This is a genomic window from Streptomyces sp. x-80, assembly GCF_046549095.1.
Classification (GTDB): domain Bacteria; phylum Actinomycetota; class Actinomycetes; order Streptomycetales; family Streptomycetaceae; genus Streptomyces; species Streptomyces celluloflavus.
The window spans coordinates 243,636-267,829 of sequence record NZ_JAJPWM010000008.1 but is presented as its reverse complement, the minus strand read 5'-3'; the positions used below and the strand labels follow the sequence as shown (position 1 = coordinate 267,829).

Annotated in this window: 22 protein-coding genes; 17 read left to right on the top strand and 5 right to left on the bottom strand. The window is 72.9% G+C overall.

Annotation, left to right across the window (positions count from 1 at the left end; translation table 11 throughout):
* Window positions 1-143: 143 nt before the first annotated feature.
* The 15 genes from fmt to ACLJWH_RS18465 all read left to right on the top strand — a co-directional run bounded on the left by fmt (window position 144) and on the right by ACLJWH_RS18465 (window position 16,433).
* Window positions 144-1,079: a methionyl-tRNA formyltransferase gene (gene fmt, locus ACLJWH_RS18535; RefSeq protein WP_411142830.1), complete on the top strand. Its 936-nt coding sequence runs from the start codon at window positions 144-146 to the stop codon at window positions 1,077-1,079.
* Between the two features lie 121 nt (window positions 1,080-1,200).
* Complete coding sequence (locus tag ACLJWH_RS18530; RefSeq protein WP_411142829.1) at window positions 1,201-2,634, top strand: RsmB/NOP family class I SAM-dependent RNA methyltransferase; 1,434 nt, start codon at window positions 1,201-1,203, stop codon at window positions 2,632-2,634.
* 220 nt (window positions 2,635-2,854) lie between these two features.
* Window positions 2,855-3,535: a ribulose-phosphate 3-epimerase gene (gene rpe, locus ACLJWH_RS18525; protein WP_411142828.1), complete on the top strand. Its 681-nt coding sequence runs from the start codon at window positions 2,855-2,857 to the stop codon at window positions 3,533-3,535.
* 231 nt (window positions 3,536-3,766) lie between these two features.
* On the top strand, window positions 3,767-4,783 hold the full coding sequence (locus ACLJWH_RS18520) for a sugar-binding transcriptional regulator (protein WP_411142962.1): 1,017 nt from the start codon (window positions 3,767-3,769) through the stop codon (window positions 4,781-4,783).
* Window positions 4,784-4,927: 144 nt separating this feature from the next.
* A complete protein-coding gene (locus ACLJWH_RS18515; protein WP_411142827.1) occupies window positions 4,928-5,398 on the top strand; it encodes a ribonuclease domain-containing protein in 471 nt (156 codons plus the stop codon).
* On the top strand, window positions 5,395-5,838 hold the full coding sequence (locus tag ACLJWH_RS18510) for a barstar family protein (protein ID WP_411142826.1): 444 nt from the start codon (window positions 5,395-5,397) through the stop codon (window positions 5,836-5,838). The genes ACLJWH_RS18515 and ACLJWH_RS18510 overlap by 4 nt, the downstream gene beginning before the upstream one ends.
* Before the next feature lie 174 nt (window positions 5,839-6,012).
* Window positions 6,013-7,452 (top strand): GuaB1 family IMP dehydrogenase-related protein, encoded by a 1,440-nt coding sequence (locus ACLJWH_RS18505; protein WP_411142825.1) that lies wholly within the window; start codon window positions 6,013-6,015, stop codon window positions 7,450-7,452.
* 375 nt (window positions 7,453-7,827) lie between these two features.
* Window positions 7,828-9,300, top strand: a complete 1,473-nt coding sequence (locus ACLJWH_RS18500) for an amino acid permease (RefSeq protein WP_411142824.1) — start codon at window positions 7,828-7,830, stop codon at window positions 9,298-9,300.
* 10 nt (window positions 9,301-9,310) lie between these two features.
* Window positions 9,311-9,766: an Lrp/AsnC family transcriptional regulator gene (locus tag ACLJWH_RS18495; RefSeq protein ID WP_411142823.1), complete on the top strand. Its 456-nt coding sequence runs from the start codon at window positions 9,311-9,313 to the stop codon at window positions 9,764-9,766.
* A gap of 377 nt (window positions 9,767-10,143) precedes the next feature.
* Window positions 10,144-11,505 (top strand): DUF4157 domain-containing protein, encoded by a 1,362-nt coding sequence (locus ACLJWH_RS18490; RefSeq protein ID WP_411142961.1) that lies wholly within the window; start codon window positions 10,144-10,146, stop codon window positions 11,503-11,505.
* A 166-nt stretch (window positions 11,506-11,671) separates the two neighbouring features.
* Complete coding sequence (locus ACLJWH_RS18485) at window positions 11,672-12,484, top strand: carbon-nitrogen hydrolase family protein (protein ID WP_411142822.1); 813 nt, start codon at window positions 11,672-11,674, stop codon at window positions 12,482-12,484.
* 209 nt (window positions 12,485-12,693) lie between these two features.
* Window positions 12,694-14,385, top strand: a complete 1,692-nt coding sequence (locus ACLJWH_RS18480; protein WP_411142821.1) for a flavin monoamine oxidase family protein — start codon at window positions 12,694-12,696, stop codon at window positions 14,383-14,385.
* A 180-nt stretch (window positions 14,386-14,565) separates the two neighbouring features.
* The gene (locus ACLJWH_RS18475) at window positions 14,566-15,021 is read left to right on the top strand and encodes a GyrI-like domain-containing protein (protein ID WP_411142820.1); all 456 of its coding nucleotides are present in this window, start codon (window positions 14,566-14,568) and stop codon (window positions 15,019-15,021) included.
* 48 nt (window positions 15,022-15,069) lie between these two features.
* Window positions 15,070-15,480: a hypothetical protein gene (locus tag ACLJWH_RS18470; RefSeq protein ID WP_411142819.1), complete on the top strand. Its 411-nt coding sequence runs from the start codon at window positions 15,070-15,072 to the stop codon at window positions 15,478-15,480.
* 41 nt (window positions 15,481-15,521) lie between these two features.
* Window positions 15,522-16,433, top strand: a complete 912-nt coding sequence (locus ACLJWH_RS18465) for a GyrI-like domain-containing protein (protein ID WP_411142818.1) — start codon at window positions 15,522-15,524, stop codon at window positions 16,431-16,433.
* A gap of 79 nt (window positions 16,434-16,512) precedes the next feature.
* Here ACLJWH_RS18465 and ACLJWH_RS18460 read toward each other — a convergent pair whose 3' ends face one another.
* The 3 genes from ACLJWH_RS18460 to ACLJWH_RS18450 all read right to left on the bottom strand — a co-directional run bounded on the left by ACLJWH_RS18460 (window position 16,513) and on the right by ACLJWH_RS18450 (window position 19,835).
* Window positions 16,513-17,445 carry a TIGR03619 family F420-dependent LLM class oxidoreductase gene (locus tag ACLJWH_RS18460; RefSeq protein WP_411142817.1) on the bottom strand — a complete coding sequence of 311 codons (933 nt, stop codon included), beginning with the start codon at window positions 17,443-17,445 and terminating at the stop codon, window positions 16,513-16,515.
* A gap of 79 nt (window positions 17,446-17,524) precedes the next feature.
* Window positions 17,525-18,157: a DUF5995 family protein gene (locus ACLJWH_RS18455; protein ID WP_411142960.1), complete on the bottom strand. Its 633-nt coding sequence runs from the start codon at window positions 18,155-18,157 to the stop codon at window positions 17,525-17,527.
* 271 nt (window positions 18,158-18,428) lie between these two features.
* On the bottom strand, window positions 18,429-19,835 hold the full coding sequence (locus ACLJWH_RS18450; protein WP_411142816.1) for a uracil-xanthine permease family protein: 1,407 nt from the start codon (window positions 19,833-19,835) through the stop codon (window positions 18,429-18,431).
* A gap of 233 nt (window positions 19,836-20,068) precedes the next feature.
* Between ACLJWH_RS18450 and ACLJWH_RS18445 the strand changes: the two genes are divergently transcribed.
* Window positions 20,069-20,551 (top strand): acyl-CoA thioesterase, encoded by a 483-nt coding sequence (locus ACLJWH_RS18445; protein ID WP_411142815.1) that lies wholly within the window; start codon window positions 20,069-20,071, stop codon window positions 20,549-20,551.
* Window positions 20,552-20,657: 106 nt separating this feature from the next.
* Here the strand turns inward: ACLJWH_RS18445 and ACLJWH_RS18440 are convergent, their stop codons facing one another.
* A complete protein-coding gene (locus ACLJWH_RS18440; RefSeq protein ID WP_411142814.1) occupies window positions 20,658-21,890 on the bottom strand; it encodes an MFS transporter in 1,233 nt (410 codons plus the stop codon).
* Window positions 21,891-21,960: 70 nt separating this feature from the next.
* On the opposite strand from ACLJWH_RS18440, the gene ACLJWH_RS18435 reads away from it, so the two are divergent.
* A complete protein-coding gene (locus tag ACLJWH_RS18435) occupies window positions 21,961-23,226 on the top strand; it encodes an ROK family transcriptional regulator (RefSeq protein WP_411142813.1) in 1,266 nt (421 codons plus the stop codon).
* 22 nt (window positions 23,227-23,248) lie between these two features.
* Here the strand turns inward: ACLJWH_RS18435 and ACLJWH_RS18430 are convergent, their stop codons facing one another.
* Window positions 23,249-24,028, bottom strand: coding sequence for an SDR family oxidoreductase (locus ACLJWH_RS18430; protein ID WP_411142812.1), 780 nt, complete (start codon window positions 24,026-24,028; stop codon window positions 23,249-23,251).
* Window positions 24,029-24,194 lie beyond the last annotated feature (166 nt).

Sequence of the window (24,194 nt, the reverse complement as noted above, 5' to 3'; positions counted from 1 at the left end):
TCTGGTCACGGTATGGGGGCGTACGACCTTCCGTGCAGGGCGCAGACGAGTTCGCGCGCCCCCGGGGCCACGGCCCATGACCGGGGGCCGGCCTCATAGACTGGTGCGCCGTTCCGCTGCGTGTGAGAGGTAGTGCGCCACCCATGAGGCTCGTCTTCGCCGGTACCCCCGAGGTCGCCGTACCCGCTCTCGATGCCCTGATCGCCTCGGACCGGCACGAGGTCGTGGCCGTCGTGACCAGGCCCGACGCCCCGGCAGGCCGTGGCCGAAGGCTGGTCGCCAGTCCTGTCGCGGAGCGCGCGCAGGAGGCGGGCATCGAGATCCTCAAGCCCGCCAGGCCGCGGGACGCGGACTTCCAGGCCCGGCTGCGGGAGATCGCGCCGGACTGCTGCCCGGTGGTTGCCTACGGCGCGCTGCTGCCGAAGTCCGCCCTGGGCATTCCCGCCAACGGATGGGTCAACCTGCACTTCTCGCTGCTGCCCGCATGGCGCGGCGCGGCGCCCGTACAGCACGCGGTGCTGGCGGGTGACGAGGTGACGGGTGCGGCGACCTTCCAGATCGAGGAGGGGCTGGACTCCGGTCCGGTCTTCGGGGTGGTGACCGAGGAGATCCGGCCGACGGACACCAGCGGTGATCTGCTCACCCGGCTGGCGTTCGCCGGCGCCGGGCTGCTCGTCGCCACGATGGACGGCATCGAGGACGGCACCCTGCACCCCGTACCGCAGCCCGCCGAGGGCATCTCCCTCGCTCCGAAGATCGAGGTCGAGGACGCCAAGGTGGACTGGACCGCGCCGGCGCTGCGGGTGGACCGCGTGATCCGCGGCTGCGCGCCCGCGCCCGGTGCGTGGACCGTCTTCCGCGGTGAACGCCTCAAGCTGATGTCGGTGTCCGCCGCGGACCACACCGGTCCGGAGCTCGCGCCCGGCGAACTCGCCGTCACGAAGAAGGCGGTGTACGCCGGTACCGGCAGCCACGCCGTCGAACTGCTCTGGGTCCAGCCCCAGGGCAAGAAGCCGATGAAGGCCGCCGACTGGGCGCGCGGCGCACGCATCGCGACCGGCGGGCGGCTGGGCGACTGAGACGGGCGGGGCCCGCCGGCCGTGGCCGCCCGCCCCGCCGGTCCTGCCCCGGATGTGCTGGCCACGGGGGCCGCGTAGGCTTGGGCGGACCTCTCCATCTCGTATCCGGAGCACCTTTTCTGTGAGCCAGCAGCCGCGTCGCCGCCCCAGCAAGCCCTACCGCCGCCCGCAGAAGGACCCGGTCAGGATCCTCGCGTTCGAGGCGCTGCGGGCGGTCGACGAGCGGGACGCGTACGCGAATCTGGTCCTGCCGCCGTTGCTGCGCAAGGCGCGTGAAGCCGGCGACTTCGATTCCCGGGACGCGGCGCTGGCGACGGAGCTGGTCTACGGGACGCTGCGGCGCCAGGGGACGTACGACGCGATCCTCGCGCAGTGCGTGGACCGGCCGCTGCGGGAGGTGGACCCGCCGGTGCTGGACGTGCTGACGCTCGGCGCGCACCAGTTGCTCGGTACCCGGATCCCGACGCACGCCGCCGTCAGCGCGAGCGTCGAACTCGCGCGGGTGGTGCTGGGCGACGGGCGGGCCAAGTTCGTCAACGCGGTACTGCGCAAGGTCGCGGCGCACGACCTGGACGGCTGGCTGGAGCGGGTCGCCCCGGAGTACGACGAGGACCCCGAGGACCACCTCGGCATCGTCCACGCGCATCCGCGCTGGATCGTCTCGGCTCTGTGGGACTCCCTCGGCGGCGGCCGCGCGGGCATCGAGGACCTGCTGGAGGCGGACAACGAGCGGCCCGAGGTGACGCTGGTGGCGCGGCCCGGCCGGGCCACCGCCGAGGAGCTGCTGGCCGCCGTCGGCGAGGACCGGGCGCTGCCCGGCCGCTGGTCCCCGTACGCGGTGCGGCTCGCCGAGGGCGGTGAGCCGGGCGCGCTGGACGCGGTGCGCGAGGGGCGGGCCGGTGTGCAGGACGAGGGCAGCCAGCTGGTGGCGATCGCGCTGGCGAACGCCCCGGTGGAGGGCACCGACCGCTTCTGGCTGGACGGCTGCGCGGGCCCGGGGGGCAAGGCGGCGCTGCTGGCCGCGCTCGCGGCGCAGCGCGGCGCGGCCCTGCTGGCGTCGGAGAAGCAGCCGCACCGTGCGCGCCTGGTGGCGCGCACGCTGGAGGGCAACCCCGGCCCGTACGCGGTCATCGCCGCGGACGGCACCCGGCCGGCCTGGCGGCCGGGCGCCTTCGACCGGGTGCTGGTGGACGTGCCGTGCACGGGCCTGGGCGCGCTGCGCCGGCGGCCGGAGGCGCGCTGGCGGCGGCGCCCCGAGGACCTGGGCGGCTTCGCGCCGCTGCAGCGCGAACTGCTCCGGCAGGCGCTGGCCGCGGTCCGGGTCGGCGGTGTGGTGGGCTATGCCACCTGCTCTCCGCACCTGGCCGAGACGCGGGCCGTGGTGGAGGACGTGATCAAGGGGCGTGGCGGCGCGGCGGTGGAAGCGGCGTGGATCGACGCCCGGCCGCTGATGCCGGGCGTGCCGGCGCTCGGCGACGGGCCGGACGTCCAGCTGTGGCCGCATCTGCACGGGACGGACGCGATGTATCTGGCGCTGCTGCGGCGGACGGCCTGAGGATCGCGGGAGCAGGAAAGACGGCGGCGAAGCGGGACACCGCCGGATCGGGACCACGGGACCGGTCCGTACGGCGGCGAAGAGACATCGGACCTCTCCCACCGCCGCCCGACGCTCGCGGGGCCCTGCCCAGGGTGCCGGGGAGCGGTCGGCCGCGCGTCCGGTGCCGGGCGCGCGGCCCGCGTCCCGTCTGCCGGGGCCGTCACGACATACTGAAGACATGGCCCTGATCAACCCCAGCATCCTGTCCGCAGACTTCGCCCGGCTCGCCGAGGAGGCGAAGGCCGTCGAGGGCGCCGACTGGCTCCATGTCGACGTCATGGACAACCACTTCGTGCCGAACCTCACGCTCGGTGTGCCGGTCGTCGAGTCGCTGAGCAAGGCGACCGACACCCCCCTCGACCTGCATCTGATGATCGAGGACCCGGACCGGTGGGCGCCGCAGTACGTCGAGGCCGGGGCCGGTTCCGTCACCTTCCATGTGGAGGCGGCGGCCGCCCCGGTGCGGCTCGCGCGGGAGATCCGGGCGCAGGGGGCGCGGGCGTCGATGGCCCTCAAGCCGGCCACGCCGATCGAGCCGTACGAGGATCTGCTGCCCGAACTCGACATGCTGCTGATCATGACCGTGGAGCCCGGCTTCGGTGGCCAGGCGTTCCTGGACATCATGCTGCCGAAGATCCGCCGGACCCGGGAACTCATCTCCCGGCACGGTCTGGAGCTGTGGCTCCAGGTGGACGGCGGGGTCTCGGCGGACACCATCGAGCGGTGCGCGGAGGCGGGCGCCGATGTCTTCGTGGCGGGCTCCGCGGTGTACGGCGCGGACGATCCGGCCAAGGCGGTCCGCGATCTCCGGGAGAAGGCCGAGGCGGCGACGGCGGCGAGCTGGGGCTGCGCGCACTGATTCCGGGGCCGGGAGTGGGGCCGGCGGACGAGGGGCGACGGGCCGGAGCCGGGGTGCCGGCCCGCGGTGCTGCCGCCGGGCCGTCGGCTGTCCGTGGCGCAACCGGGCGTTCATGTCCGTCGCGGCGGTCGTGGTCCCCGTCGGCCTCGGGTTTCTGAAAGGATGAGCAAAGACCCGATCAGATGCGCAAAAGGGGAGAATTTCGTGGTAGCCAGCCGCCCACAGTCCGGAATGGGCCCCGCCGAGCTGGTCCAGGCCGCGGCCATGGCCCGCCGCTTCTACCTTGAAGGCAAGTCCAAGATCCAGATCGCGGAGGAGTTCGGCGTCAGCCGGTTCAAGGTCGCCCGGGTGCTGGAGACGGCGCTCGAACGGGATCTCGTACGCATCGAGATCCGGGTGCCGTCCGAACTGGACGCGGAGCGCTCCGACGCCCTGCGGGCCCGCTACGGCCTGCGGCACGCGGTCGTCGTCGAGTCGCCCGCGGACGCGCCCGCCGCCTTCGGCGGGGGGACCCCCACCGAGGACGCCCCCGACCCGGAGAACCTCGGTGAGGTCGCGGCCGGCCTCCTGGGCGAACTGGTCAACGAGGGCGATGTGCTGGGCCTGGCCTGGGGTCGGTCGACCATTCACATGGCGGCCGCGCTGCACCGGCTCCCGCCGTGCACCGTCGTCCAGCTGACCGGCGTGTACGACGCGGGCACCGCCGACCGCGGGTCGGTCGAGGCGGTGCGCCGCGCGGCCGATGTCGCCGGCGGCGAGGCGCACCCCATCTACGCGCCGATGCTGCTGCCCGACCCGGCGACCGCCGCGGCGCTGCGCGGCCAGACCGGTATCGCCCGCGCGTTCGAGTACTTCGACAAGGTCACCGTCGCCTGTGTCTCCATCGGCTCCTGGGCGCCGGGCATCTCGACCGTCTACGACATGCTGTCGGAGCAGGAGCGGGAGCACTACGCCTCGCTCGGCGCCGCCGCCGAGATGTCCGCCCACCTCTTCGACGCCGACGGCCGCCGCATCGGCCGCGATCTCGGCGAGCGCTGCATCACCGTCGAGGCGGACCGGCTGCGGCGGATCCCCGAGGTCGTCGCCATCGCCGGCGGCCGGCGCAAGGCCGCGGCGATCGGCGCGGTGCTGCGCTCCGGACTCGTGACGAGCCTGGTGACCGACACCGCCGCCGCCGACCATCTGCTGCTGGAGACCGGCCCGGGACCGCGCCCCGCCCTGGACCGCGCGGACCCTGACGGGGTGTGACACGGGCGGGTTGTGACACGGGCGGGCGCACCCGCGGCGGCGTGACCGGTGCGGGCGCGCCCGGTGTGCCGCGCCGCGCCGCCCGTGGTGCCGGGCGCGAAATCCGGCGGGCAGCGCGGGCGTGGCTGTGACAGCATCGGCGCCATGATGATCAGCTCCACGTCGCACCGGGCCACCGCCGCTGTCGGCGCACTGCTCGCCGGGTTGCTCCTCGTCCTGACCGGCTGTTCCACCGGCGGTGGTGGCAAGGGGAGTCCGCACGGTCCGGCGCCGTCCGGCACCAGCGCCACCGGGACGCGGTCGCCCGGCGCCGCCGGAACGCCGGGCTGGGCGAAGGGGATGCCCACCGTCCCGGCCGGCCAACTGCCGTCCCAGGCCCGGGACACCCTCCGGCTCATCGATTCCCGCGGGCCCTTCCCGTACCCGAAGGACGGGACCGTCTTCGGCAACCATGAGCGGCTGCTGCCCCGTCAGTCGCGCGGTTACTACCACGAGTACACCGTCCCCACGCCGGGCTCGAAGAACCGGGGTGCCCGCCGCATCATCTCCGGTGACGGCCACGAGACGTACTACACCGACGATCACTACCGGTCCTTCAAGGCGGTGCTCCGATGACGGGTTCCGTGCCCCGGCCGCTGGCGGCGGTGCTCGACGGCAGTACGCCCCCGGGTGTGCTGCCCTGGCCTGCGGACCGTCCGGTGGCGGAGGCGCTGGCCGCGGCCCGGGACGCCGGCTGGAGCGGTGCGGTCCTCGACCTGGCAGGGGTCGCGGACAAGGCGGAGTTCATGACGCGGTGCGCCGGCTCGCTGCGGCTGCCGGACTGGTTCGGCCGGAACTGGGACGCGCTCGCCGACTGCCTCACCGACCTGTCCTGGTGCCCCGCCACCGGCGGCCGGCTGCTGGTCGTGACCGGCTGGCAGGGCTACGCGTCCGCCGCACCGGACGACTGGAGCGTCGTCGAGGGCGTGCTGGCCGACGCGGTCGGGTACTGGCGGGGTACCGCCACCGGGCTGGCCGTGATCATGGTGCGGGGCCGGGCGGGCCAGGGCGCCTGAGGGGCGGCCCGGAGACCGTTCAGCGGTCGCTCGGAGATCCCCCAGAGGAACAACGGTTCGCCTGTTTCGGCCGGGATGAGGGATGATGTCCTAGGAGCCGCAGCCCGATCCGGTGCCGGTTCGACGCTGACTCCCCACCCGCCCATACGTAAAACCGCAGGTGAGAGAGTCAGTATGCGTTTCCTGAACGATGCGAAGCCGCCGTACGACCTGACGTACGACGATGTGTTCATGGTGCCCAGCCGCTCCGCGGTGGGTTCCCGGCAGGGTGTGGATCTGTCCGCCCCCGACGGAACCGGTACCACCATCCCCCTGGTGGTCGCCAACATGACGGCCATCGCCGGCCGCCGGATGGCCGAGACCGTCGCCCGCCGCGGCGGCCTGGTCGTCATTCCGCAGGACATTCCGATCGATGTCGTCACCGAGGTCGTGTCCTGGGTCAAGCGCCGGCACCTCGTGCTGGACACCCCGATCGTGCTGGCGCCGAGCGCGACCGTCGCCGACGCCCTGTCGCTGCTGCCCAAGCGGGCCCACGGCGCGGGCATCGTCGTCGAGGCCGGCCGGCCGGTCGGCGTCGTCACCGAGCACGACCTGGCCGGGGTGGACCGCTTCACCCAGGTGTCCGAGGTGATGTCCAGGGACCTGCTGGTCCTGGACGCGGACATCGACCCGCGGGAAGCCTTCAACCAGCTGGACGCCGCCCACCGCAAGCTGGCGCCCGCGGTCGACGCGGACGGCAAGCTGGTCGGCATCCTCACCCGTAAGGGCGCGCTGCGCGCCACCCTCTACACCCCCGCCACCGACGCCGAGGGCAAGCTGCGGATCGCGGCCGCCGTCGGTATCAACGGCGATGTGGCGGGCAAGGCCAAGGCGCTGCTGGACGCCGGTGTGGACACGCTCGTCGTGGACACCGCGCACGGCCACCAGGAGTCGATGATCGCCGCGGTCCGGGCCGTCCGGGCACTGGACCCGAAGGTGCCGCTCGTGGCGGGCAACATCGTCGCCGCCGAGGGCGTGCGCGACCTGATCGAGGCCGGCGCGGACATCATCAAGGTCGGGGTCGGCCCCGGCGCGATGTGCACCACCCGCATGATGACCGGTGTCGGCCGCCCGCAGTTCTCCGCGGTGCTGGAGTGCGCGGCCGAGGCCAGGAAGTTCGGCAAGCACGTCTGGGCCGACGGCGGCGTACGGCACCCGCGCGATGTCGCGATGGCGCTGGCCGCGGGCGCCTCCAACGTCATGATCGGCTCGTGGTTCGCCGGCACCCTGGAGTCCCCCGGCGACCTCCAGCACACCGCCGACGGCCGGCCGTACAAGGAGAGCTTCGGCATGGCCTCCGCGCGTGCGGTGCGCAACCGCACGAGCGAGGAGTCGGCCTACGACCGGGCCCGCAAGGGGCTGTTCGAGGAGGGCATCTCCACCTCGCGGATGTTCGTCGACCAGGCCCGCCCCGGCGTCGAGGACCTGATCGACTCCATCATCGCGGGCGTCCGCAGCTCCTGCACGTACGCGGGCGCCGGTTCCTTGGCGGAGTTCGCCGAGAAGGCCGTGGTCGGGGTGCAGAGCGCCGCCGGTTACGCCGAGGGCAAGCCGCTGCACGACAGCTGGAGCTGAGCCGCCGGGGCCGTGGCCGGTCCCCGCGCGCCGTTTGCCGGCCCCGCACCGACCCGGTGCGGGGCCGGCCGCGTTCCGGCAGGCGGCGCCGGACGCGCACTCCGGCAGGCGGACCCGCCGAAAGCCGTCATACGATCGGACAGTGGCGCGCAACGAACCACCGCCCTCCGCTCCGGGTGCGCAACGATCGGTCGCAGTTGCGCAAGGAACCTGCATTACGGCAGGTCAGCGCTGGGCCGTAAGGTCAGGCGCTGTACGTGGAGTGGCGGTGACCGCCTGCTCGGCGGTCTCCTGCGGTGGGTATTTCGTCGTGCCCGCGTACCGACCGCTGCCGGTCGCCGTCAGACGACCGGCAGCGATGAAGGAGCCACCCCAGTGTTGGAGCACGGCGCAGCCCCACCCGCGGGGGGCGGGAACCCCCGGCCACCCGTCGCCGGAGGTCTCGGCACCCGGCTGATGCGACGCAAGCCGGTCGAACGGCTGGTCGCCGAGAGCGGGCGCGGCGAGGGCGGATCGCTCCGCCGCTCGATGGGCGTATGGCAGCTGACCATGATCAGCATTGGCGCCACGCTCGGCACCGGCATCTTCGTGGTCCTCGGCGAGGCGGTGCCCAAAGCCGGCCCGGCCGTCATCCTCTCCTTCGTCCTGGCCGGTATCACCGCCCTGTTCTCCGCCCTCTCCTACGCAGAGCTGGCCGGCACCATCCCGGTCTCCGGCTCCTCGTACTCCTACGCGTACGCCACGCTCGGCGAACTGATCGCCTGGATCTGCGGCTGGTGTCTGATCCTGGAGTACGGCGTCTCGGTCGCCGCCGTCGCCGTCGGCTGGGGCCAGTACCTGAACGAGCTGCTGGCCGGCACGGTCGGCTTCACCATCCCCGAGGCGCTGGCCGCCCCGCCCGGCAACGGTGGCGTCTTCAATCTGCCGGCGCTGCTGGTCGTGATGCTCGCGATGGTCTTCCTGCTGGGCGGCGCCAGGGAGAGCGCCCGCGCGAACACCATCATGGTCACCGTCAAGATCGTCGCCCTGCTCCTGTTCTGCGGGGTCGCCCTCCAGGGCGTCCGCTCCGGGAACTACGCCGACTTCATGCCGATGGGCATGGCGGGTGTCAGCGCCGCGGGCGCGACCCTGTTCTTCTCCTACATCGGCTTCGACGCGGCCTCCACGGCGGGCGAGGAGGCCAAGAACCCGCAGCGCGATCTGCCGCGCGCGATCATGCTCTCGCTGGTGCTCGTCACCCTGCTGTACTGCCTGGTCGCCGCGGTGGCCGTGGGCGCGCTGCCGTGGCGTGAGTTCGCCGGTTCGGAGGCCGCGCTGGCCGGGATCCTCAAGACCGTCACCGGACAGAACGTCTGGGCCGTGCTGCTCGCCTTCGGCGCCGTCGTCGCCATCGCCAGCGTCGTGCTGACCGTGCTCTACGGGCAGACCCGCATCCTCTTCGCGATGTCCCGCGACGGCCTGATGCCGAAGGTGTTCTCCCGGGTGCACCCCAGGACCGGCGCGCCGCGCGCCAACACCGTGATCGTCTCGCTGTTCTGCGGAGTGCTCGCCGCCGCCGTCCCGCTGGGCCAGCTGGCCGACGCCACCAGCATCGGCACCCTCTTCGCCTTCGCGCTGGTCAACGTCGCGGTGATCGTGCTGCGCCGGACCCGCCCGGACATGCCGCGCGCCTTCCGTACGCCGCTGGCCCCGCTCTTCCCGGCGATCGGCTTCCTGCTGTGCATCTACATGATGGGCAACCTCGGCCCGGTGACCTGGGTGGTCTTCGGCGTCTGGATGGCCGTGGGCCTTGTGGTCTACTTCGGATACGGCATGCGCCGGTCCCGGCTGACCACGGCAGAGAAGTGATCCACCCGCAGTGCGACTGAACGACCTCGACGAACGCATCGTCCACGCCCTCGCGGAGGACGCCCGCCGCAGCTACGCCGACATCGGCCAGGAGGTCGGCCTGTCCGCGCCGGCCGTCAAACGCCGCGTGGACCGGCTGCGGGCCGACGGAGCCATCACCGGTTTCACGGTACGCGTCGATCCGGCCGCGCTGGGCTGGGAGACCGAGGGTTTCATCGAGCTGTATTGCAGCCGCAACACCTCGCCGGAGGCGATCCACCGCGGTCTGGCGCGCTACCCGGAAGTGGCGGCCGCCTCCACCGTCACCGGTGAGGCGGACGCCATCGTCCAGGTCTTCGCCTCCGACATGCGGCATTTCGAACGGGTGCTGGAGCGGATCGCGGGGGAGCCGTTCGTGGAGCGGACCAAGTCCGTACTGGTGCTCTCGCCGCTGCTGCGGCGGTTCGGCTCGGGGGCGCCGGGCTGAGGGGCCGTCGTCGAACAGCCCCTTCCCCGGGCTCCGTCCGGGAGGTGACCGCGGGCCCTTGGCGTCCGGTCCGGCCGGCTGCCGGCAAGTGCGCACCGCGTCCCTGCGATCTGCCCCCATCTCTGCCCTTTTGTACCTTCCGCTGCGGGCCGGCCTCCCGTATCTCTGGCAAGAGGCCGAACGGGCGGCCGCACAAGAAGGGTGATGACGTGACACGAGCAGTGCGCAGGCAATCGGACAACGGCGAGCCTGCCCACCTCTCCCCGGCGAAGCCGGCCCGCGAGGCGACCACCGCTTCCGGCGGCGCGGCACCGCCTCTGTCGCCCGCCGGCATCCAGGCGCTCCAGCGCGCGGCGGGGAACTCCGCGGTGGCGCGGATGCTGGCGCGGGACGAGCACACACACGGGCCCGGCTGCGGTCACGGGGCGCCCGCGCCCGTACAGCGCTCCAGCGTCCACACGACGCTCTCCTCCTCGGGCCGGCCGCTGGACGGTGCGCTGCGGACGGAGATGGAGGCCAGACTGGGGGCCGATTTCGGGGACGTACGCCTCCACACGGACGCGGCGGCCCAGCGGTCCGCCGCCGAGGTGGGTGCGCGGGCCTACACCTCCGGCAGCCATGTGGTGATCGGGGACGGCGGCGGGGACAAGCACACCCTGGCCCACGAGCTGACCCATGTGATCCAGCAGCGCAAGGGCCCGGTCGCCGGTACCGACAACGGCAACGGGCTGAGCGTCAGCGACCCCGGCGACCGCTTCGAGCGCGAGGCCGAGGCCAACGCGCGGCAGGTGATGTCGGGCGCGGTACCGCAGCGGGCGGCCGACGAGGGGGCCGCGGAGCGCGTGGGCCCGGCAGCCGGGGAACCGGCCGCGGTGCAGCGTGCCGAGTTCCGGCAGACCACGGCCACGAACGCGACCGACCGCGATGTCGTCCTGCGCATGCTGGACCGGATCTCGCGCATCGCGCTGGACACCATCACCAAAGAGAACGCCAACGACGTCCACCGCAAGACCAAGCAGCCCAACCGCAGTGCCAAGAAGATCACGCCGCACCTGGCGGCGACCCTGCTGCCCGGCAACACCCTCGCCATCGCGGGTAACACGGGCAAGCGCAAGGTCACCGACCTCGACAAGAAGAATGTGAACGAGGAGATCCGGAAGTTCGTCGAGCAGACCGCCGCGGCCGAGGGGCACGGCACCCCCAAGGACCGTACAAAGCTCCGCGCGCAGGTCGCCGGCGACTACGCCACGGCACACCCGGGAGCCGAGGGGCTGGAGACGCTCACCGCGGCTCTGGAGAGGCCCATCGAGTGGTTCGTGGTCGGCCAGGACGAGCCGGACAGCAAGATGGGCGCCCAGCACGGCGAGATGACGCTGCTCGGCGAACACGTCAGGAACTGGAAGGCGAATCCGGGCGACCCGGCGCATCCGAAGACCGTCATGATGGGCGGCGTCAAGAAGGCGTGTCTGTCCTGCCGGTGGGCCTTCGACGCCGTCAACGAGGTCGTCGGCGCCGAGTACGGCTACCGGGTGCAGGCCGCGGGCTCCCACGAGCAGTTCTTCCCCGGCTGGATCATGCCCGAGTGGATGCGCAACGAGCCGGGGCTGCGTGAGGCCATGGTGGAGAAGACCGGGCAGCTCCCCGGCGTGGCACTCGTAGGCGACGAAATGGTGGGTGCCATGTCGGAACTCGTGGGCAGCCACGACCCGGACGCCTCCGGCTCGGAGTGGGAGGAGTGACGGCCGGCCGGCTGACCTGCGCCTACGCCGCGCAACGAATCGCCGCCGAGTCGCTTTAACGCGCAACGAATCATCCATCGACGCGCAACGGTGCCGCCTTGTCCCCCCTCCTCGGCGGCCCGTAGCGTCAAGGCGTCCCACCCGTACCGTCCCGCCGAGGGGTCCCATGTCGTCGCTGCGTACCGCCCTGCTCCAGAGTTCGGGACGGCCCGGTGACGTGGCGCACAATCTGCGGGTGCTGGCCGGGGCGGCGCGTGAGGCGGCCGCGGCCGGTGCCGGACTGCTCGTCTGCCCCGAGCTGTTCCTCACCGGCTACGCCATCGGCGCCGACGTCCACCGCCTCGCCGAGACCGCCGACGGCGACAGCGCACGGGCCGTCGGCCGGATCGCCGCCGAGCACGGTCTCGCGGTGCTCTACGGCTACCCCGAGCGCGCGCCGCGGGACTCCGGCGACGATGCGGTCCACAACTCCGCGCAGCTGATCGGCCCGGACGGCACCCGGCTAGCGAACTACCGCAAGACGCACCTCTTCGGCAGCTTCGAGCGCGAGTGGTTCACGCCGGGCGAGCGGCCCGTCGTCCAGGCCGAGCTGGCCGGTGTCCGGATCGGCGTGCTGATCTGCTACGACGTGGAGTTCCCGGAGAACGTCCGGGCGCACGCGCTGGCCGGCACCGATCTGCTGCTGGTGCCCACCGCGCAGATGCACCCCTTCCAGTTCGTCGCCGAGTCCGTCATCCCGGTACGCGCCTTCGAGAGCCAGCTGTACATCGCCTACGTCAACCGGGTCGGTACGGAGGGCGAGTTCGAGTTCGTCGGACTCAGCTGCCTGGCCGGGCCCGACGGCGTCGTCCGCACCCGCGCAGGCCGCGGCGAGCAGCTGGTGCAGGCCGACGTCGACACCGCCTTCCTGAAGGAATCACGGGAGACCAACCCGTATCTGCACGACCGGCGGCCGGAACTGTACGGCCCGCTGACGTGAGGCGACCGGCCGACGCGAAGTGACCCGGCCTAGCGTGATCCGACCTGATGTGAACTGACCCCACCCCATCCGACCGCGTCCGATCCGGCCGACCGGCCCCGACGCGAGATGACGTGCCGTGGACCCGATGGTCCCGGCCTGCCCTGCCCTGAACCACCCGGTGCCCCGCGCAGCCCGCCGGCCGCCCGCCCGCAAGGAGTCCGTACCCGATGACGTCCACGGTGCCCACCGCCGCCCACCACGCGGATGCCCAGCCGCCGATCACCATGTTCGGCCCGGACTTCCCGTACGCCTACGACGACTTCCTCGCCCACCCGGCGGGTCTGGGCCAGGTCCCGGCGGTCGAACACGGCAAGGAGGTCGCGGTCATCGGCGGCGGCCTCTCCGGCATCATCACCGCCTACGAGCTGATGAAGATGGGCCTCAAACCCGTCGTCTACGAGGCGGACCGGATCGGCGGCCGGCTGCGCACCGTCGGCTTCGACGGCTGCGATCCCTCGCTGACCGCCGAGATGGGCGCGATGCGCTTCCCGCCCAGCTCGACAGCGCTCCAGCACTACATCGACCTGGTGGGTCTGGGCACCGAGCCGTTCCCCAACCCGCTGGCCGCCGCCACCCCCTCCACCGTCGTCGACCTCAAGGGCGAGACGCATTACGCGCGCACCGTGGACGACCTCCCCGAGGTCTTCCGCCAGGTCATGGACGCCTGGAACGCCTGCCTGGAGGAGGGCGCGGACTTCTCCGCCATGAACCGCGCGCTCCGCGAACGGGACGTACCGCGTATCCGCGAGATCTGGGCCCGGCTCGTCGAGAAGCTCGACAACCAGACCTTCTACGGCTTCCTCTGCGACTCCAGCGCCTTCTCGTCCTTCCGGCACCGGGAGATCTTCGGCCAGGTCGGCTTCGGCACCGGCGGCTGGGACACCGACTTCCCCAACTCCATCCTGGAGATCCTGCGCGTCGTCTACACCGAGGCCGACGACCACCACCGCGGCATCGTCGGCGGCAGCCAGCAACTGCCGCTGCGCCTGTGGGAACGGGCCCCGGAGAAGATCGTCCACTGGGCCCAGGGCACCTCGCTCGCCACGCTGCACGACGGTGCGCCGCGCCCCGCGGTGACCCGGCTGAACCGCACCGCGGGCAACCGCGTCACGGTCACCGACGCGGCCGGTGACATCCGCACGTACGAGGCGGCCGTCTTCACCGCGCAGTCCTGGATGCTGCTGAGCAAGATCGCCTGTGACGAGGCGCTGTTCCCCATCGACCACTGGACGGCGATGGAGCGCACCCACTACATGGAGTCGTCCAAGCTGTTCGTCCCCGTCGACCGGCCGTTCTGGCGGGACACCGACGAGCGGACCGGCCGGGACGCGATGAGCATGACGCTCACCGACCGGATGACCCGCGGTACGTACCTCCTCGACAACGGCCCGGACCGGCCCGCCGTCATCTGCCTCTCCTACACCTGGTGCGACGACAGCCTCAAGTGGCTGCCGCTGAACGCGGGCGAACGGATGGAGGTGATGCTGAAGTCGCTCTCGGAGATCTACCCCGACGTCGACATCCGGTCCCACATCATCGGCAACCCGGTCACCGTCTCCTGGGAGAACGAGCCCTACTTCATGGGCGCCTTCAAGGCCAACCTGCCCGGCCACTACCGCTACCAGCGGCGGCTGTTCACCCACTTCATGCAGGACCGGCTGCCCGCGGACAAGCGCGGCATCTTCCTCGCGGGCGATGACATCTCGTGGACGGCGGGCTGGGCCGAGGGCGCCGTCCAGACCGCGCTGAACGCGGTGTGGGGCGTGATGCACCACTTCGGCGGCGGCACCGACGCGTCCAACCCGGGCCCCGGGGACGTCTACGACGAGATCGCGCCGGTCGTACTCCCGGAGGACTGACCGGCGGGCCGGTCCGGCCGGGGACGGCGGGCGGCGGGTACGGGGGTCCCGCCGCCCGCCCAGGTGCCGGAGCCCCGGCGCCAGGCCGGAGCGGGCACACACCAGCCTCTTGGGCCGCTCCCGCGGTGTGCTGCCCCGCATGGCACGTATTGCACAGAGCGGTCCCTCTACGGTGAAGCCATGATGATCGCTCCTCGGCAGTTTCGCGCAGATCCGTTCACCGTCCTCGGATACGGCATCCGCACCCATGGCGACGCGTCGGCCGGCGACATCCCGGCGCTGTGGAAGAAGGTCATGGCCGATGACGCGCTCACCCGTGTGCCGGGACGCCGCACCGACGACGTCTACGCCGTCTACACGCACCTTGAGCGCGCAGGCCGCAGCAGAGAGGGGTGGTTCACGTTCCTCATCGGAGTGGCCGTCGATCCGTCGACGGTGATCCCGGAGTCCATGACGATGGTCTCGGTGCCCGCTTCGGAGCGGGTCGGGTTCTCCGTTCCCGACGGCGACCCTTCGCGCGTTCTCGAAGCGTGGCAGGCGGCCTGGTCCTACGACGATGCGCGCAAGACGTTCCTCTGCGAGTACGAGCGGTACGGGGCCGACGGCTCGGCTTCCGTCAACCTCGGTGTGCGCTGACATGAAGACGGTGAACCGCCCGGGCGCGGCGGAGGGGACGGCGCCCCGATGAGCGTCCGTGGCGACGTCCCTGCCCTCAGCCCCGAGGTGGCAGCGGCGTTCGACGGAATCGGCGCTCCCGCGCGCGGCGTACTGCTCTCGGTGCGCGAGCTGATCTTCACGGTCGCGGCGGAGCTCCCCGGGACGGGCGGTGTGCGCGAGTACCTGGCGTGGGGCCAGCCGGCCTATCGTCCGCTGCGCGACGGTGTCGGCACGGCCGTCCGGCTCGGCGAGCACGGCCCGGGGACGCCCGCCCTGTTGGTCCACTGCCGGACGTCGCTCATTCAAGATTTCCGCAGTGTCGCCGGGCATATGGAGTTCAGCGGCCGCCGGGCGGTGCTCCTCGGTCCCGGGGCCCCGCTGCCGCTCGCCGAGCTTCGGATCATGATCGAACTCGCGCTGAGTTACCGTGGTCGGTGAGGTGCCCTGGCGCAGACGGACACAAGTGGCTGGGGGCGGCGATGACCCAGGTGCGCACGTGGATCGAGTACGAAGACCGGTTCGATGCGGTCCTCACCCACATTTACGACCACTTGGACGAGCCCCTGGACCTGGTCAGGCTCGCCGAGGTAGCCGGTTTTTCCCCGAGGCACTGGCACCGGATCTTCGTATCGGCGTTCGGTGAATCCCTGCCCGCTCTCGTCAAGAGGGTGCGTCTCCAGCGGGCGGTGTCGCTGCTGGTCTCGGGCACGATGCCCATCCGCCGGATCGCGGTCGAGTGCGGCTACCCGGACCTGTCGTCCTTCACCCGGGCGTTCAGGGCGGGAACGGGGACCACCCCGGCCTGGTACCGCGACCACGGCAAGCACATCGATCTCCGCTCGGCCCGCGTGCACCGGGACCCCGAGTCCTTCGATGTGGAGATACGGACGCTGCCGCCGATCGACTGTGTCGCCGTGCGCCACCACGGGTCGTATCTACAAATCGACCGGACGTTCCACGACCTGCGCATCTGGCTGGGGGCCCACGGCTACGACCTGGCGGACCAGGAGATGTACGGCGTGTTCCTCTCGGATCCGACGCAGACCGCAGAGGCAGACCTGGAGGCGCTGGCCTGTGTGACCCGGCCGCCCGGACTCGCCGGCGAGCTCGGACCACTGTCCCCCGACGCGGTCGACGTCGAGTATTTCACCCTGCGGACCGGCCCCTATGCCGTACTCACGCATGTCGGCGCCTACGCGGACATGCCCGACACCTACGCCTGGCTCTTCGGGTGCTGGGTTCCGCACGCCGGCCGTCGGCTCTCCGACGACCCGGTCGTGGAGCACTACGTCACGAGCCCGCGGGACGGCGCCCCGATCGGCATGACGACCGAGTTGCTCCTCCCTCTCGCCTCCGCACACCGGGTGACCCCCTCGCATCCGCCCCGCTGAGTCCGCCCGGCACCCGGTTCGAGCCTGGTGCGCAGGGCGGGGCCTACGAGAGCCGGACCCTGACCTCTGCCGTGCACACCTACAGCCCCGCCGCGCGCACCGCGGCGTACAGCCCGGCGGCCCGGTCGGTCAGTTCCGCCGTGTCCCGGCAGTGCGTCTGCACGTCCAGCAGCACCTCGTGCGCGCCCGCCGCGGCGGCCCCCGCCAGGTCCTCGACGATCTGGTCGTGGCTGCCGCGGTACGGGGGCCGGTCCCGGCCCGGCAGCGGCTTCCCGGTCGGCTCCGCGCCGACCCGCAGGCAGACGTCGAGCGCTCCGGCCGCCCGGCCGTGCCGCTCCGCCGCCGCCGTCAGCCGCGCCAGTTGCGTGCGGAGCCGGTCTCCGGTCAGGTGGGCCGGGAGCCAGCCGTCGGCGCGGCGCGCCACCCGCTCCAGGGCCCGGCCGCCGGCCCCGGCCAGATAGACCGGGATCGGTCGGGCGGGCTTGGGGCCGACCGAGGCCGGCGCGATCTCGGTGTAGGTGCCGCGGTACGACACCGGATCGGGGCCCCAGACCGCCGCGCAGACGTCCAGCAGCTCGTCCAACTGGGCGCCGCGGTCGGCGAAGTCGGTGACCCCGGCCGCGCGGTACTCGTCCCGCGACCAGCCGGTGCCCAGCCCCGCCAGCACCCGGCCGCCGCTGGCCGCGTCGAGCGTCGCCAGCGTGCGGGCGAACGGGAACGGCGCGTGCAGCCCCGAGACCAGCACGCTGCTGCCCAGCCGGACCCGGTCCGTGACGGCGGCGGCCAGGGTGAGCGTGACCAGCGGGTCGGCGCACGCGCGGTAGAGGTCGGGCCAGGGCACGCCGTCGATGCCGTACAGGCCCTCCAGGGGTTCGCGGGGCAGCACCGTCCGCTCGAAGACCCATACGCTGTCGTACCCGATACGTTCCGCCGCGCGGGCGACCTCCGGCACCGCGTGTCCCAGGTCGTACTGCGCCATCTGGGGGAGCCCCAGTCCCAGCCGTATCGTCATGGGACGCACCCTACGGCCGCCGGCTGCGGAGGGGAATCCACGTGGTGGGCGTCGGCCGGTCGCGCCCCGGGGCGGCGGGTCAGGTCAAGGGGGTGAGCAGACACCGGCCGATCAGGCCGACGCCCGCGTCCAGCCGCGCGGCGAACTCCTGGGCCGCTTCGGGCAGTCGGCGCGCGCCCCACAGCATCCGGGCCGCGGCCCAGGCGCCGTCCCGGGCCATCTCCAGGCTCCAGCAGCCGGCGAGATGGGTGAGCGGATCGGCGAGCTCCAGCAGGTCGGGACCGGGCATCAGGCTCTCCCGGATCCGCTCCTCCAGACTCGTCAGCACGGCCCCGATCCGGTCGAAGTCCTCCTGAAGCGCGGGCGGTTCGCAGTCCAGCGCATGGCAGGTGTCCACCACCGCGAGTGCCAGGTCGTGCCCGATGTGCGCGTTGATACCGGCCAGCGCGAACTGGAGCGGACGGATACCCGGGTGGCCGCGGAGCTGGAAGAGCGGCCGCCAGCAGGCCGGTGGCCGCAGCCCCGCGGCCTCGGCGTCCACCGCGGCGAAGTAGCGCCGTGCGAACCGGACATCCAGCTCGCCGGCGGCCACCGGATCCTCGAACGCGCCGTCCCCCAGACGCCGCGCCACCGTCTCGGTGACGGTCAGGTAGACGTGGTTGAAGACGGCCACACCGTCCCGCGCGGGCAGTGCGGCCTCCAGCGCCCGCATCCGCGCCAGCACCCCTGCCACGCCGCCGCCCGCCGGGTCCGTGGCCGCGGGTGCCGTGCCGTCGGCGGGCCGGCGCGCGGCCCGCCCGGTCGTGTCCGGCCGGCCGGGCCCGCCGTACCGCTGAGTGATCGTCATCGACTCAGCGTGACACCCGGAGCGTCCGTCCCGTCGCCCGCCAGGGGGTGTTGACCGGATCGGGGTAACCACCGGCGCGCCCGCTTGTGATGTCCCGGGCCGCCCCGGAGACCGGGAACGGCCTCGGGGCCGGAGGTCAGGCCCGGTCGGTGCCCGGGGGCCGGTCGCCGTCCGGGCTGTCGTACGAGGAGGTGCCCTCGTCCAGCAGCGGCGGCTGCTCCTTGAGGTGGGCGGGGGCCATCGCCCGCAGGACGTGGTAGCCGGAGAGCACCACGATCGTGCCCAGCGCGATACCGCTCAGCTCGAAGTTGTCGCTGATCTTGAGGCCGACGCCGCCGACGCCGATGATGACGCCCGCGGCGACCGGTACGAGGTTGAGCGGATTGCGCAGGTCCACCTTGTTGTGCACCCAGATCTGGGCGCCGAGCAGGCCGATCATGCCGTACAGGATGACGGTGATACCGCCCAGGACGCCCCCGGGGATCGCGGCCACCACCGCGCCGAACTTCGGGCACAGGCCGAACAGCAGGGCGAAACCGGCCGCCGCCCAGTAGGCCGCGGTGGAGTAGACCCGGGTCGCCGCCATCACGCCGATGTTCTCGGAGTAGGTGGTGTTGGGCGGGCCGCCCAGTGCGGTGGAGAGCACGGAGGCCGCGCCGTCCGCGGAGATCGCGGTGCCGAGCTTGTCGTCCAGCGGGTCACCGGTCATCTCGCCGACCGCCTTGACGTGTCCGGCGTTCTCCGCGACCAGCGCGATCACGACGGGGAGCGCGACCAGGATCGCCGACCACTGGAAGCTGGGGCCGTGGAAGGACGGCAGGCCGATCCAGTTCGCCGAGCCGACCGCGGAGAAGTCCAGCCGCCAGTGGTCGACGAGCTGCCCGGCGCCGTTGACCGAATGGATCATGCCGAAGGCCCGGTCGAAGACCCAGGAGATGCCGTACCCGAAGACCAGGCCGAGGAAGATCGCGATCCGGGACCAGAAGCCGCGCAGACAGACCACGGCGAGCCCGGTGAAGAGCATCGTCAGCAGCGCCACCCACTGGTCCTGCGGCCAGTACGTACGCGCCGTCACGGGTGCCAGGTTGAAGCCGATCAGCATCACCACCGCACCGGTCACCACCGGCGGCATCGCGGCGTGGATGATCCGCGCGCCGAAGCGCTGGACCGCGACCCCCACGAGGAAGAGCGCGACGCCGACGACCAGGACCGCGCCGGTCACGGTCGCACTGGTGCCGCCCTGTGCCCGGATGACGGCGGCGACGCCGACGAAGGAGAGCGAACAGCCCAGATAGGAGGGCACCCGGCCGCGGGTGGCCAGCAGGAAGATGACCGTCGCGACACCGGACATCATGATCGCGAGGTTGGGGTCGAGTCCCATCAGGACCGGTGCGACGAAACTCGCGCCGAACATCGCGACCACGTGCTGCGCGCCCAGGCCCGCGGTGCGCGGCCACGACAGCCGCTCGTCCGGTCTGACCACGGCTCCCGGGGCGGGGTTGCGACCGTCGCCATGCACGGTCCAGCGCACGCCGAGACCCATGACTGCTCCACTTCTTCGCACGGTGATGACCGGGCAATGTTAGTGCGGGGTAATTCCGCTTTGTCCTGGTAAGTAACGGTCCAAGGTCTATGTCCTCGGTCACTCGTCACGGCGGACGAAGCATTCTAAGCAGCCGCTTTACGATGGGGCCGACCCGTGACGGCGGCGCCCCGGTCGCGACAGCGGCACCGCCGAGGGCACCTATCGCACCAAGAACTTCAGGAGCACCACCCGTGAGCGTCGAACCCCGCCGGCCCGTCCACCCCGTCCCGTACGGAGAACTGGTCCCCGTCACCGTCCACTTCGACGACCTCGACGCGCTCGGCATGCTCCACAACGCCCGCTACCCGCTGCTGGTCGAACGCGCCTGGACCACCTACTGGCACGACCACGGTTACGGCTTCGACGGCGACTGGGCCGCCGCGGGGGACATGTGCAACGTCATCAAGGAGGTGCGGGTCTCCTACGAGCAGCCGGTCACCCGCCCCGGCCACTACGCCGCCCACCTGTGGATCGAACGCCTCGGCCGCACCGGCCTCACCTACGGCTTCCGGCTCTGCTCCGCCGACGGCGCCGAGACCTATGCCCGGGGCCACCGGGTGCTCGTCCGGGTCGATCCGCAGGCCCTGCGGCCCACCCCCTGGTCCGACCGGGCCCGCGCGACAGCGGCGGCGCTGCTGCGCCCGCAGGAGGCGACGGAGGCGGACGCGGCCTGAGCACGGGCGGCCGGGGGCGGTGCGGAACCGGCCCCCGGCCCGGCCTTGGCCGGGCGGCCGGTGATCAGAAGGGCTCCCGGCCGGTGGTCGCAAGGGTTTCGGGGGGTCACCCGGGCTTCAGCTCGGCGGCCTCACCGGACGCCGCCGCCGTACGCCCCGGCATCCGCAGCACCCGGGCGCCGGCGATCAGCCCGCAGGCCAGCACCGTGACCATCACGAACGACATGGTCAGCGAGGTCGCCTGGGCTATCCCGCCGATCGCGGAGGGCGCGATCAGACCGGAGGCGTAGGTGATCGTGGCGACGCCCGCGATGGCCTGGCTGGGGGCCGGACCGCTGCGCGCGGCGGCCGCGAAGGCCAGCGGCACCACGACCGCGATGCCCAGCCCCACCAGGGCGAACCCGCCCATCGCCGCCACCGGGTGCGGCGCCGTCACGATCAGTACGCCGCCGGCGGTCGCCAGCACCCCGCTGGTCCGTACGGTGCGCACCGCGCCGAAACGGGCCACCACCTTGTCACCGGCCAGCCGGGCGAGGGCCATCGTGCAGGCGAAGGCGGTGGTCGAGGCGGCCGCCAGGCCCGCGTCGGTACCCAGTTCGTCGCGGAGGTAGACCGCCGACCAGTCCAGGCTGGCGCCCTCCGCGAAGACCGCGCAGAACCCGATCGCCCCGATGACCAGCGCGGACTTCGGCGGCAGGGTGAAGCGTGGCGGCGGGTGCTCGTCGGGGGCGCGGCGCAGGTCCAGTACGCCCTGGCAGGCGAGCGCGCCGAGGACCGTCAGCACGAGCGCGGCGCCGGCCAGATGGAGCCGGGCGTCCGCCCCGGCGTGCGCCGCGACGGTGCCGGCCGCCGAGCCGAGCAGGGCGCCCACGCTCCACATGCCGTGCAGCCCCGACATGATCGGCTTGCCGAGCCGGTCCTCGGTCTCCACCCCCAGCGCGTTCATCGCCACATCCGACATACCGGCGCTCGCGCCGTACGCCAGCAGCGCCGGGCAGAGCGCGTACAGGCTGGGGGAGAGGGCGGGCAGGGCCAGCGCCAGCGTCCAGAGCGCGAGGAGCCCGCGCAGTGCGGTGCGGGCGCCGAAGCGGTGGCTGATCCGGCCGGCGAGGGGCATGGCCAGGGACGCGCCGATCGCGGGGAAGGCGAGGGCCAGGCCCAGCTGGCCCGCGGTGATGCCGGTGTGGTCCTGGATCCAGGGGATGCGGGTGGCGAAATTGCCGGTCACCGCGCCGTGGACGAGGAAGACGAGAGCGATGGCCCAGCGCGCGCGGCGCAGCCTGTTCGCGGGGTGTTGCGGGGAGGGTGGGGTCGCGTCGGGGACGCCGTGGCCGGCCATGGCGGTAAACTATCAGGAACCCTTCCTGTTAATAAGGGACAAGAGGGAGACGGTCTGGAAGGATCCGGCCATGCATGCACTGCGCGCGGCGGCCGCCGGCCGCACCGCCTCCCCGAGCACCGCACGGCTGATCAACGACCGCATCGCCCTCCAACTCCTCCAGTCCGAGGGCCCGTTGACGGCCGGTCAGCTCACCTCGCTGACCGGTCTCTCCCGGCCGACCGTCGCGGATCTCGTCGACCGCCTCCAGACAGCGGGCCTGATCGCCGTCGTCGGCGAGAGCGGCGCCCAGCGGCGCGGGCCCAATGCCAAGCTGTACGGCATCGTCGCGGACCGGGCCCATCTCGTCGGCCTCGATCTGCGCGCCCACAGCGTCACCGTCGCGGTCGCCGACCTCCTCGGCCGGGTACGCGCCGAGCGCGCCGTCCCCATCGGCCCCGACGACCCGCCCGGCCGGGCCGTCGCGACCGCCCTCGCCGCCCTGGACACGGCCCTCGACGCGGCGGGCGCGGGCCGCCCGCACGCCATCGCCGTCGGCGCTCCCGGTCTGGTCGACCCCGCCACCGGCCGGTTCGGCGGCACCGACTGGATCCCCGCCTGGCACGCGGCGCTGGTCGGCGCGCTCCAGGACCGGACGGCCGCACCGGTGCTGCTGGAGAACGAGGTCAACCTCGCCGCCCTCGCGGAACAGCGCGACGGTGCCGCCACCGACCGCGACACCTTCGTCCTGCTCTGGCTGGGGCACGGCACCGGCGCCGCGGTGGTCCTGGACGGCAGGCTGCGGCGCGGTGCCTCCGGCGGCACCGGCGAGATCGGTTTCCTGCCCGTCCCCGGCACCGACGGGCTCCCCACGGCCGGCGGCTGCGACGGCGGCTTCCACTCCCTGGCCGGCTCCGCCGCGATCTGCGCGCTCGCGGCGGTACACGGACTGCGGCCCGGCGCGCCCGCCCCGGGAGCCGCACCCGATGCCGGTGCCGATGTTGACACCGACACCGACACCGATGCCGACGCCCCGCCCGCCGAATCCGTCGTCCGGGCCGCCGTCGCCGCCGGCGCCGGGGGCGACGCGTTCCTCGACGCGCTGGCCGCCCGGATCGCCCTCGGCGTGGCGGCCGTCTGCGCCGTGCTCGACCCGGGGTGCGTCGTCCTCGGCGGCGAGATCGGCCGGAGCGGCGGCGACCCGCTCGCCACCCGGGTGGCCGGACACCTCGCGCGGATCTCCCCGCTGTCCACCGAGGTACGCGCGGGCACGGTCGGCGGGCGGGCGGTGCTGCACGGCGCGGTGCTCGCCGCGACGGACGCCGCGCAGAACGAGCTGTTCGCGCCCGCGCGCTGACGCCCGCCGGCCGGTCCCGCCCTCAGCGGTCCGTCGCGCCGCCGGTCCGCGCCGCCAGGAAGTCGCCGTAACCGAACCGGCCGGCCGCCTGGTCGAGTGCGAGGTTCTCGCCCCGCGACAGCGCCCCGAACGCGGCCCCCGGCAGCCGCAGCGGCACCAGCAGCCGGCGCCGCCCGCCGGCCCGCAGTGTCCGGTGCACCAGCTCGCGCACGTCGTACGCCTCGGGGCCGCCCAGGTCCGCGACCCGCCCGGCCGGCTCCCCGGCCGCCAGCTCCGCCAGCCGGGCGGCGACGTCCCGCACGTCGACCGGCTGCACCCGTACCCCGGACGGCACCGGCAGCACCGGCAGCCGCGCCCCGGCCTTGACGAAGCGCAGCACGAGGTCGTGGAACTGCGTGGTGCGCAGCACCGTCCAGCCGAGCCCGGACGTCTCGACCGCACGCTCCACCGCGAGCTTGGTGCGGTAGTAGCCGATCGGGATCCGGTCCACGCCGACGATGGAGATGTAGACCAGATGGGGGACGCCCGCCGCCCGCGCCGCCGCGATGAGCCGGCCGGCCGCCTCCTCGTCACCGCCCGCCGGCGCCGTGGCGCAGTGCACGATCACGTCCACGCCCGTCACCGCCGTGGCCAGCCCGGTGCCGTCCCGCAGATCGACCGCGTACGCCGTCAGCCGCGGCCGCCCGATACCGGTGTGCGGCCGCCGGCTCAGCGAACGGACGTCGTGGCCGTCGCCGAGGAGCCGGTCGACCAGGGCCCGTCCGAGCGTGCCCGTACCGCCGGTCACCAGAATCGTCGCCATCGCGCATCACTCCTTGGGTGGAGAAAGTGAGAAGAGTCTTTCCCCCTGTGACACGGCGCGCCCGCCGGGTGTGACAGGCCGGCCGGGCCCAGGTCTGTGAGACAGCCCACAAGGCTTCGCCCGCATGGGCGACGATCAGCCGTGGCAGACTGAAGCCGTACTGAGA

Bases quoted from the DNA above. Each gene is read 5' to 3' on its own strand.
- fmt (WP_411142830.1), top strand. From the start codon at position 144: ATGAGGCTCGTCTTCGCCGGTACCCCCGAGGTCGCCGTACCCGCTCTC.
- rpe (WP_411142828.1), top strand. From the start codon at position 2,855: ATGGCCCTGATCAACCCCAGCATCCTGTCCGCAGACTTCGCCCGGCTC.
- ACLJWH_RS18520 (WP_411142962.1), top strand. From the start codon at position 3,767: ATGGGCCCCGCCGAGCTGGTCCAGGCCGCGGCCATGGCCCGCCGCTTC.
- ACLJWH_RS18515 (WP_411142827.1), top strand. From the start codon at position 4,928: ATGATGATCAGCTCCACGTCGCACCGGGCCACCGCCGCTGTCGGCGCA.
- ACLJWH_RS18510 (WP_411142826.1), top strand. From the start codon at position 5,395: ATGACGGGTTCCGTGCCCCGGCCGCTGGCGGCGGTGCTCGACGGCAGT.
- ACLJWH_RS18505 (WP_411142825.1), top strand. From the start codon at position 6,013: ATGCGTTTCCTGAACGATGCGAAGCCGCCGTACGACCTGACGTACGAC.
- ACLJWH_RS18490 (WP_411142961.1), top strand. From the start codon at position 10,144: ATGCTGGCGCGGGACGAGCACACACACGGGCCCGGCTGCGGTCACGGG.
- ACLJWH_RS18485 (WP_411142822.1), top strand. From the start codon at position 11,672: ATGTCGTCGCTGCGTACCGCCCTGCTCCAGAGTTCGGGACGGCCCGGT.
- ACLJWH_RS18480 (WP_411142821.1), top strand. From the start codon at position 12,694: ATGACGTCCACGGTGCCCACCGCCGCCCACCACGCGGATGCCCAGCCG.
- ACLJWH_RS18475 (WP_411142820.1), top strand. From the start codon at position 14,566: ATGATGATCGCTCCTCGGCAGTTTCGCGCAGATCCGTTCACCGTCCTC.
- ACLJWH_RS18470 (WP_411142819.1), top strand. From the start codon at position 15,070: ATGAGCGTCCGTGGCGACGTCCCTGCCCTCAGCCCCGAGGTGGCAGCG.
- ACLJWH_RS18465 (WP_411142818.1), top strand. From the start codon at position 15,522: ATGACCCAGGTGCGCACGTGGATCGAGTACGAAGACCGGTTCGATGCG.
- ACLJWH_RS18460 (WP_411142817.1), bottom strand. From the start codon at position 17,445: ATGACGATACGGCTGGGACTGGGGCTCCCCCAGATGGCGCAGTACGAC.
- ACLJWH_RS18455 (WP_411142960.1), bottom strand. From the start codon at position 18,157: ATGCGGGCGCTGGAGGCCGCACTGCCCGCGCGGGACGGTGTGGCCGTC.
- ACLJWH_RS18450 (WP_411142816.1), bottom strand. From the start codon at position 19,835: ATGGGTCTCGGCGTGCGCTGGACCGTGCATGGCGACGGTCGCAACCCC.
- ACLJWH_RS18440 (WP_411142814.1), bottom strand. From the start codon at position 21,890: ATGGCCGGCCACGGCGTCCCCGACGCGACCCCACCCTCCCCGCAACAC.
- ACLJWH_RS18435 (WP_411142813.1), top strand. From the start codon at position 21,961: ATGCATGCACTGCGCGCGGCGGCCGCCGGCCGCACCGCCTCCCCGAGC.
- ACLJWH_RS18430 (WP_411142812.1), bottom strand. From the start codon at position 24,028: ATGGCGACGATTCTGGTGACCGGCGGTACGGGCACGCTCGGACGGGCC.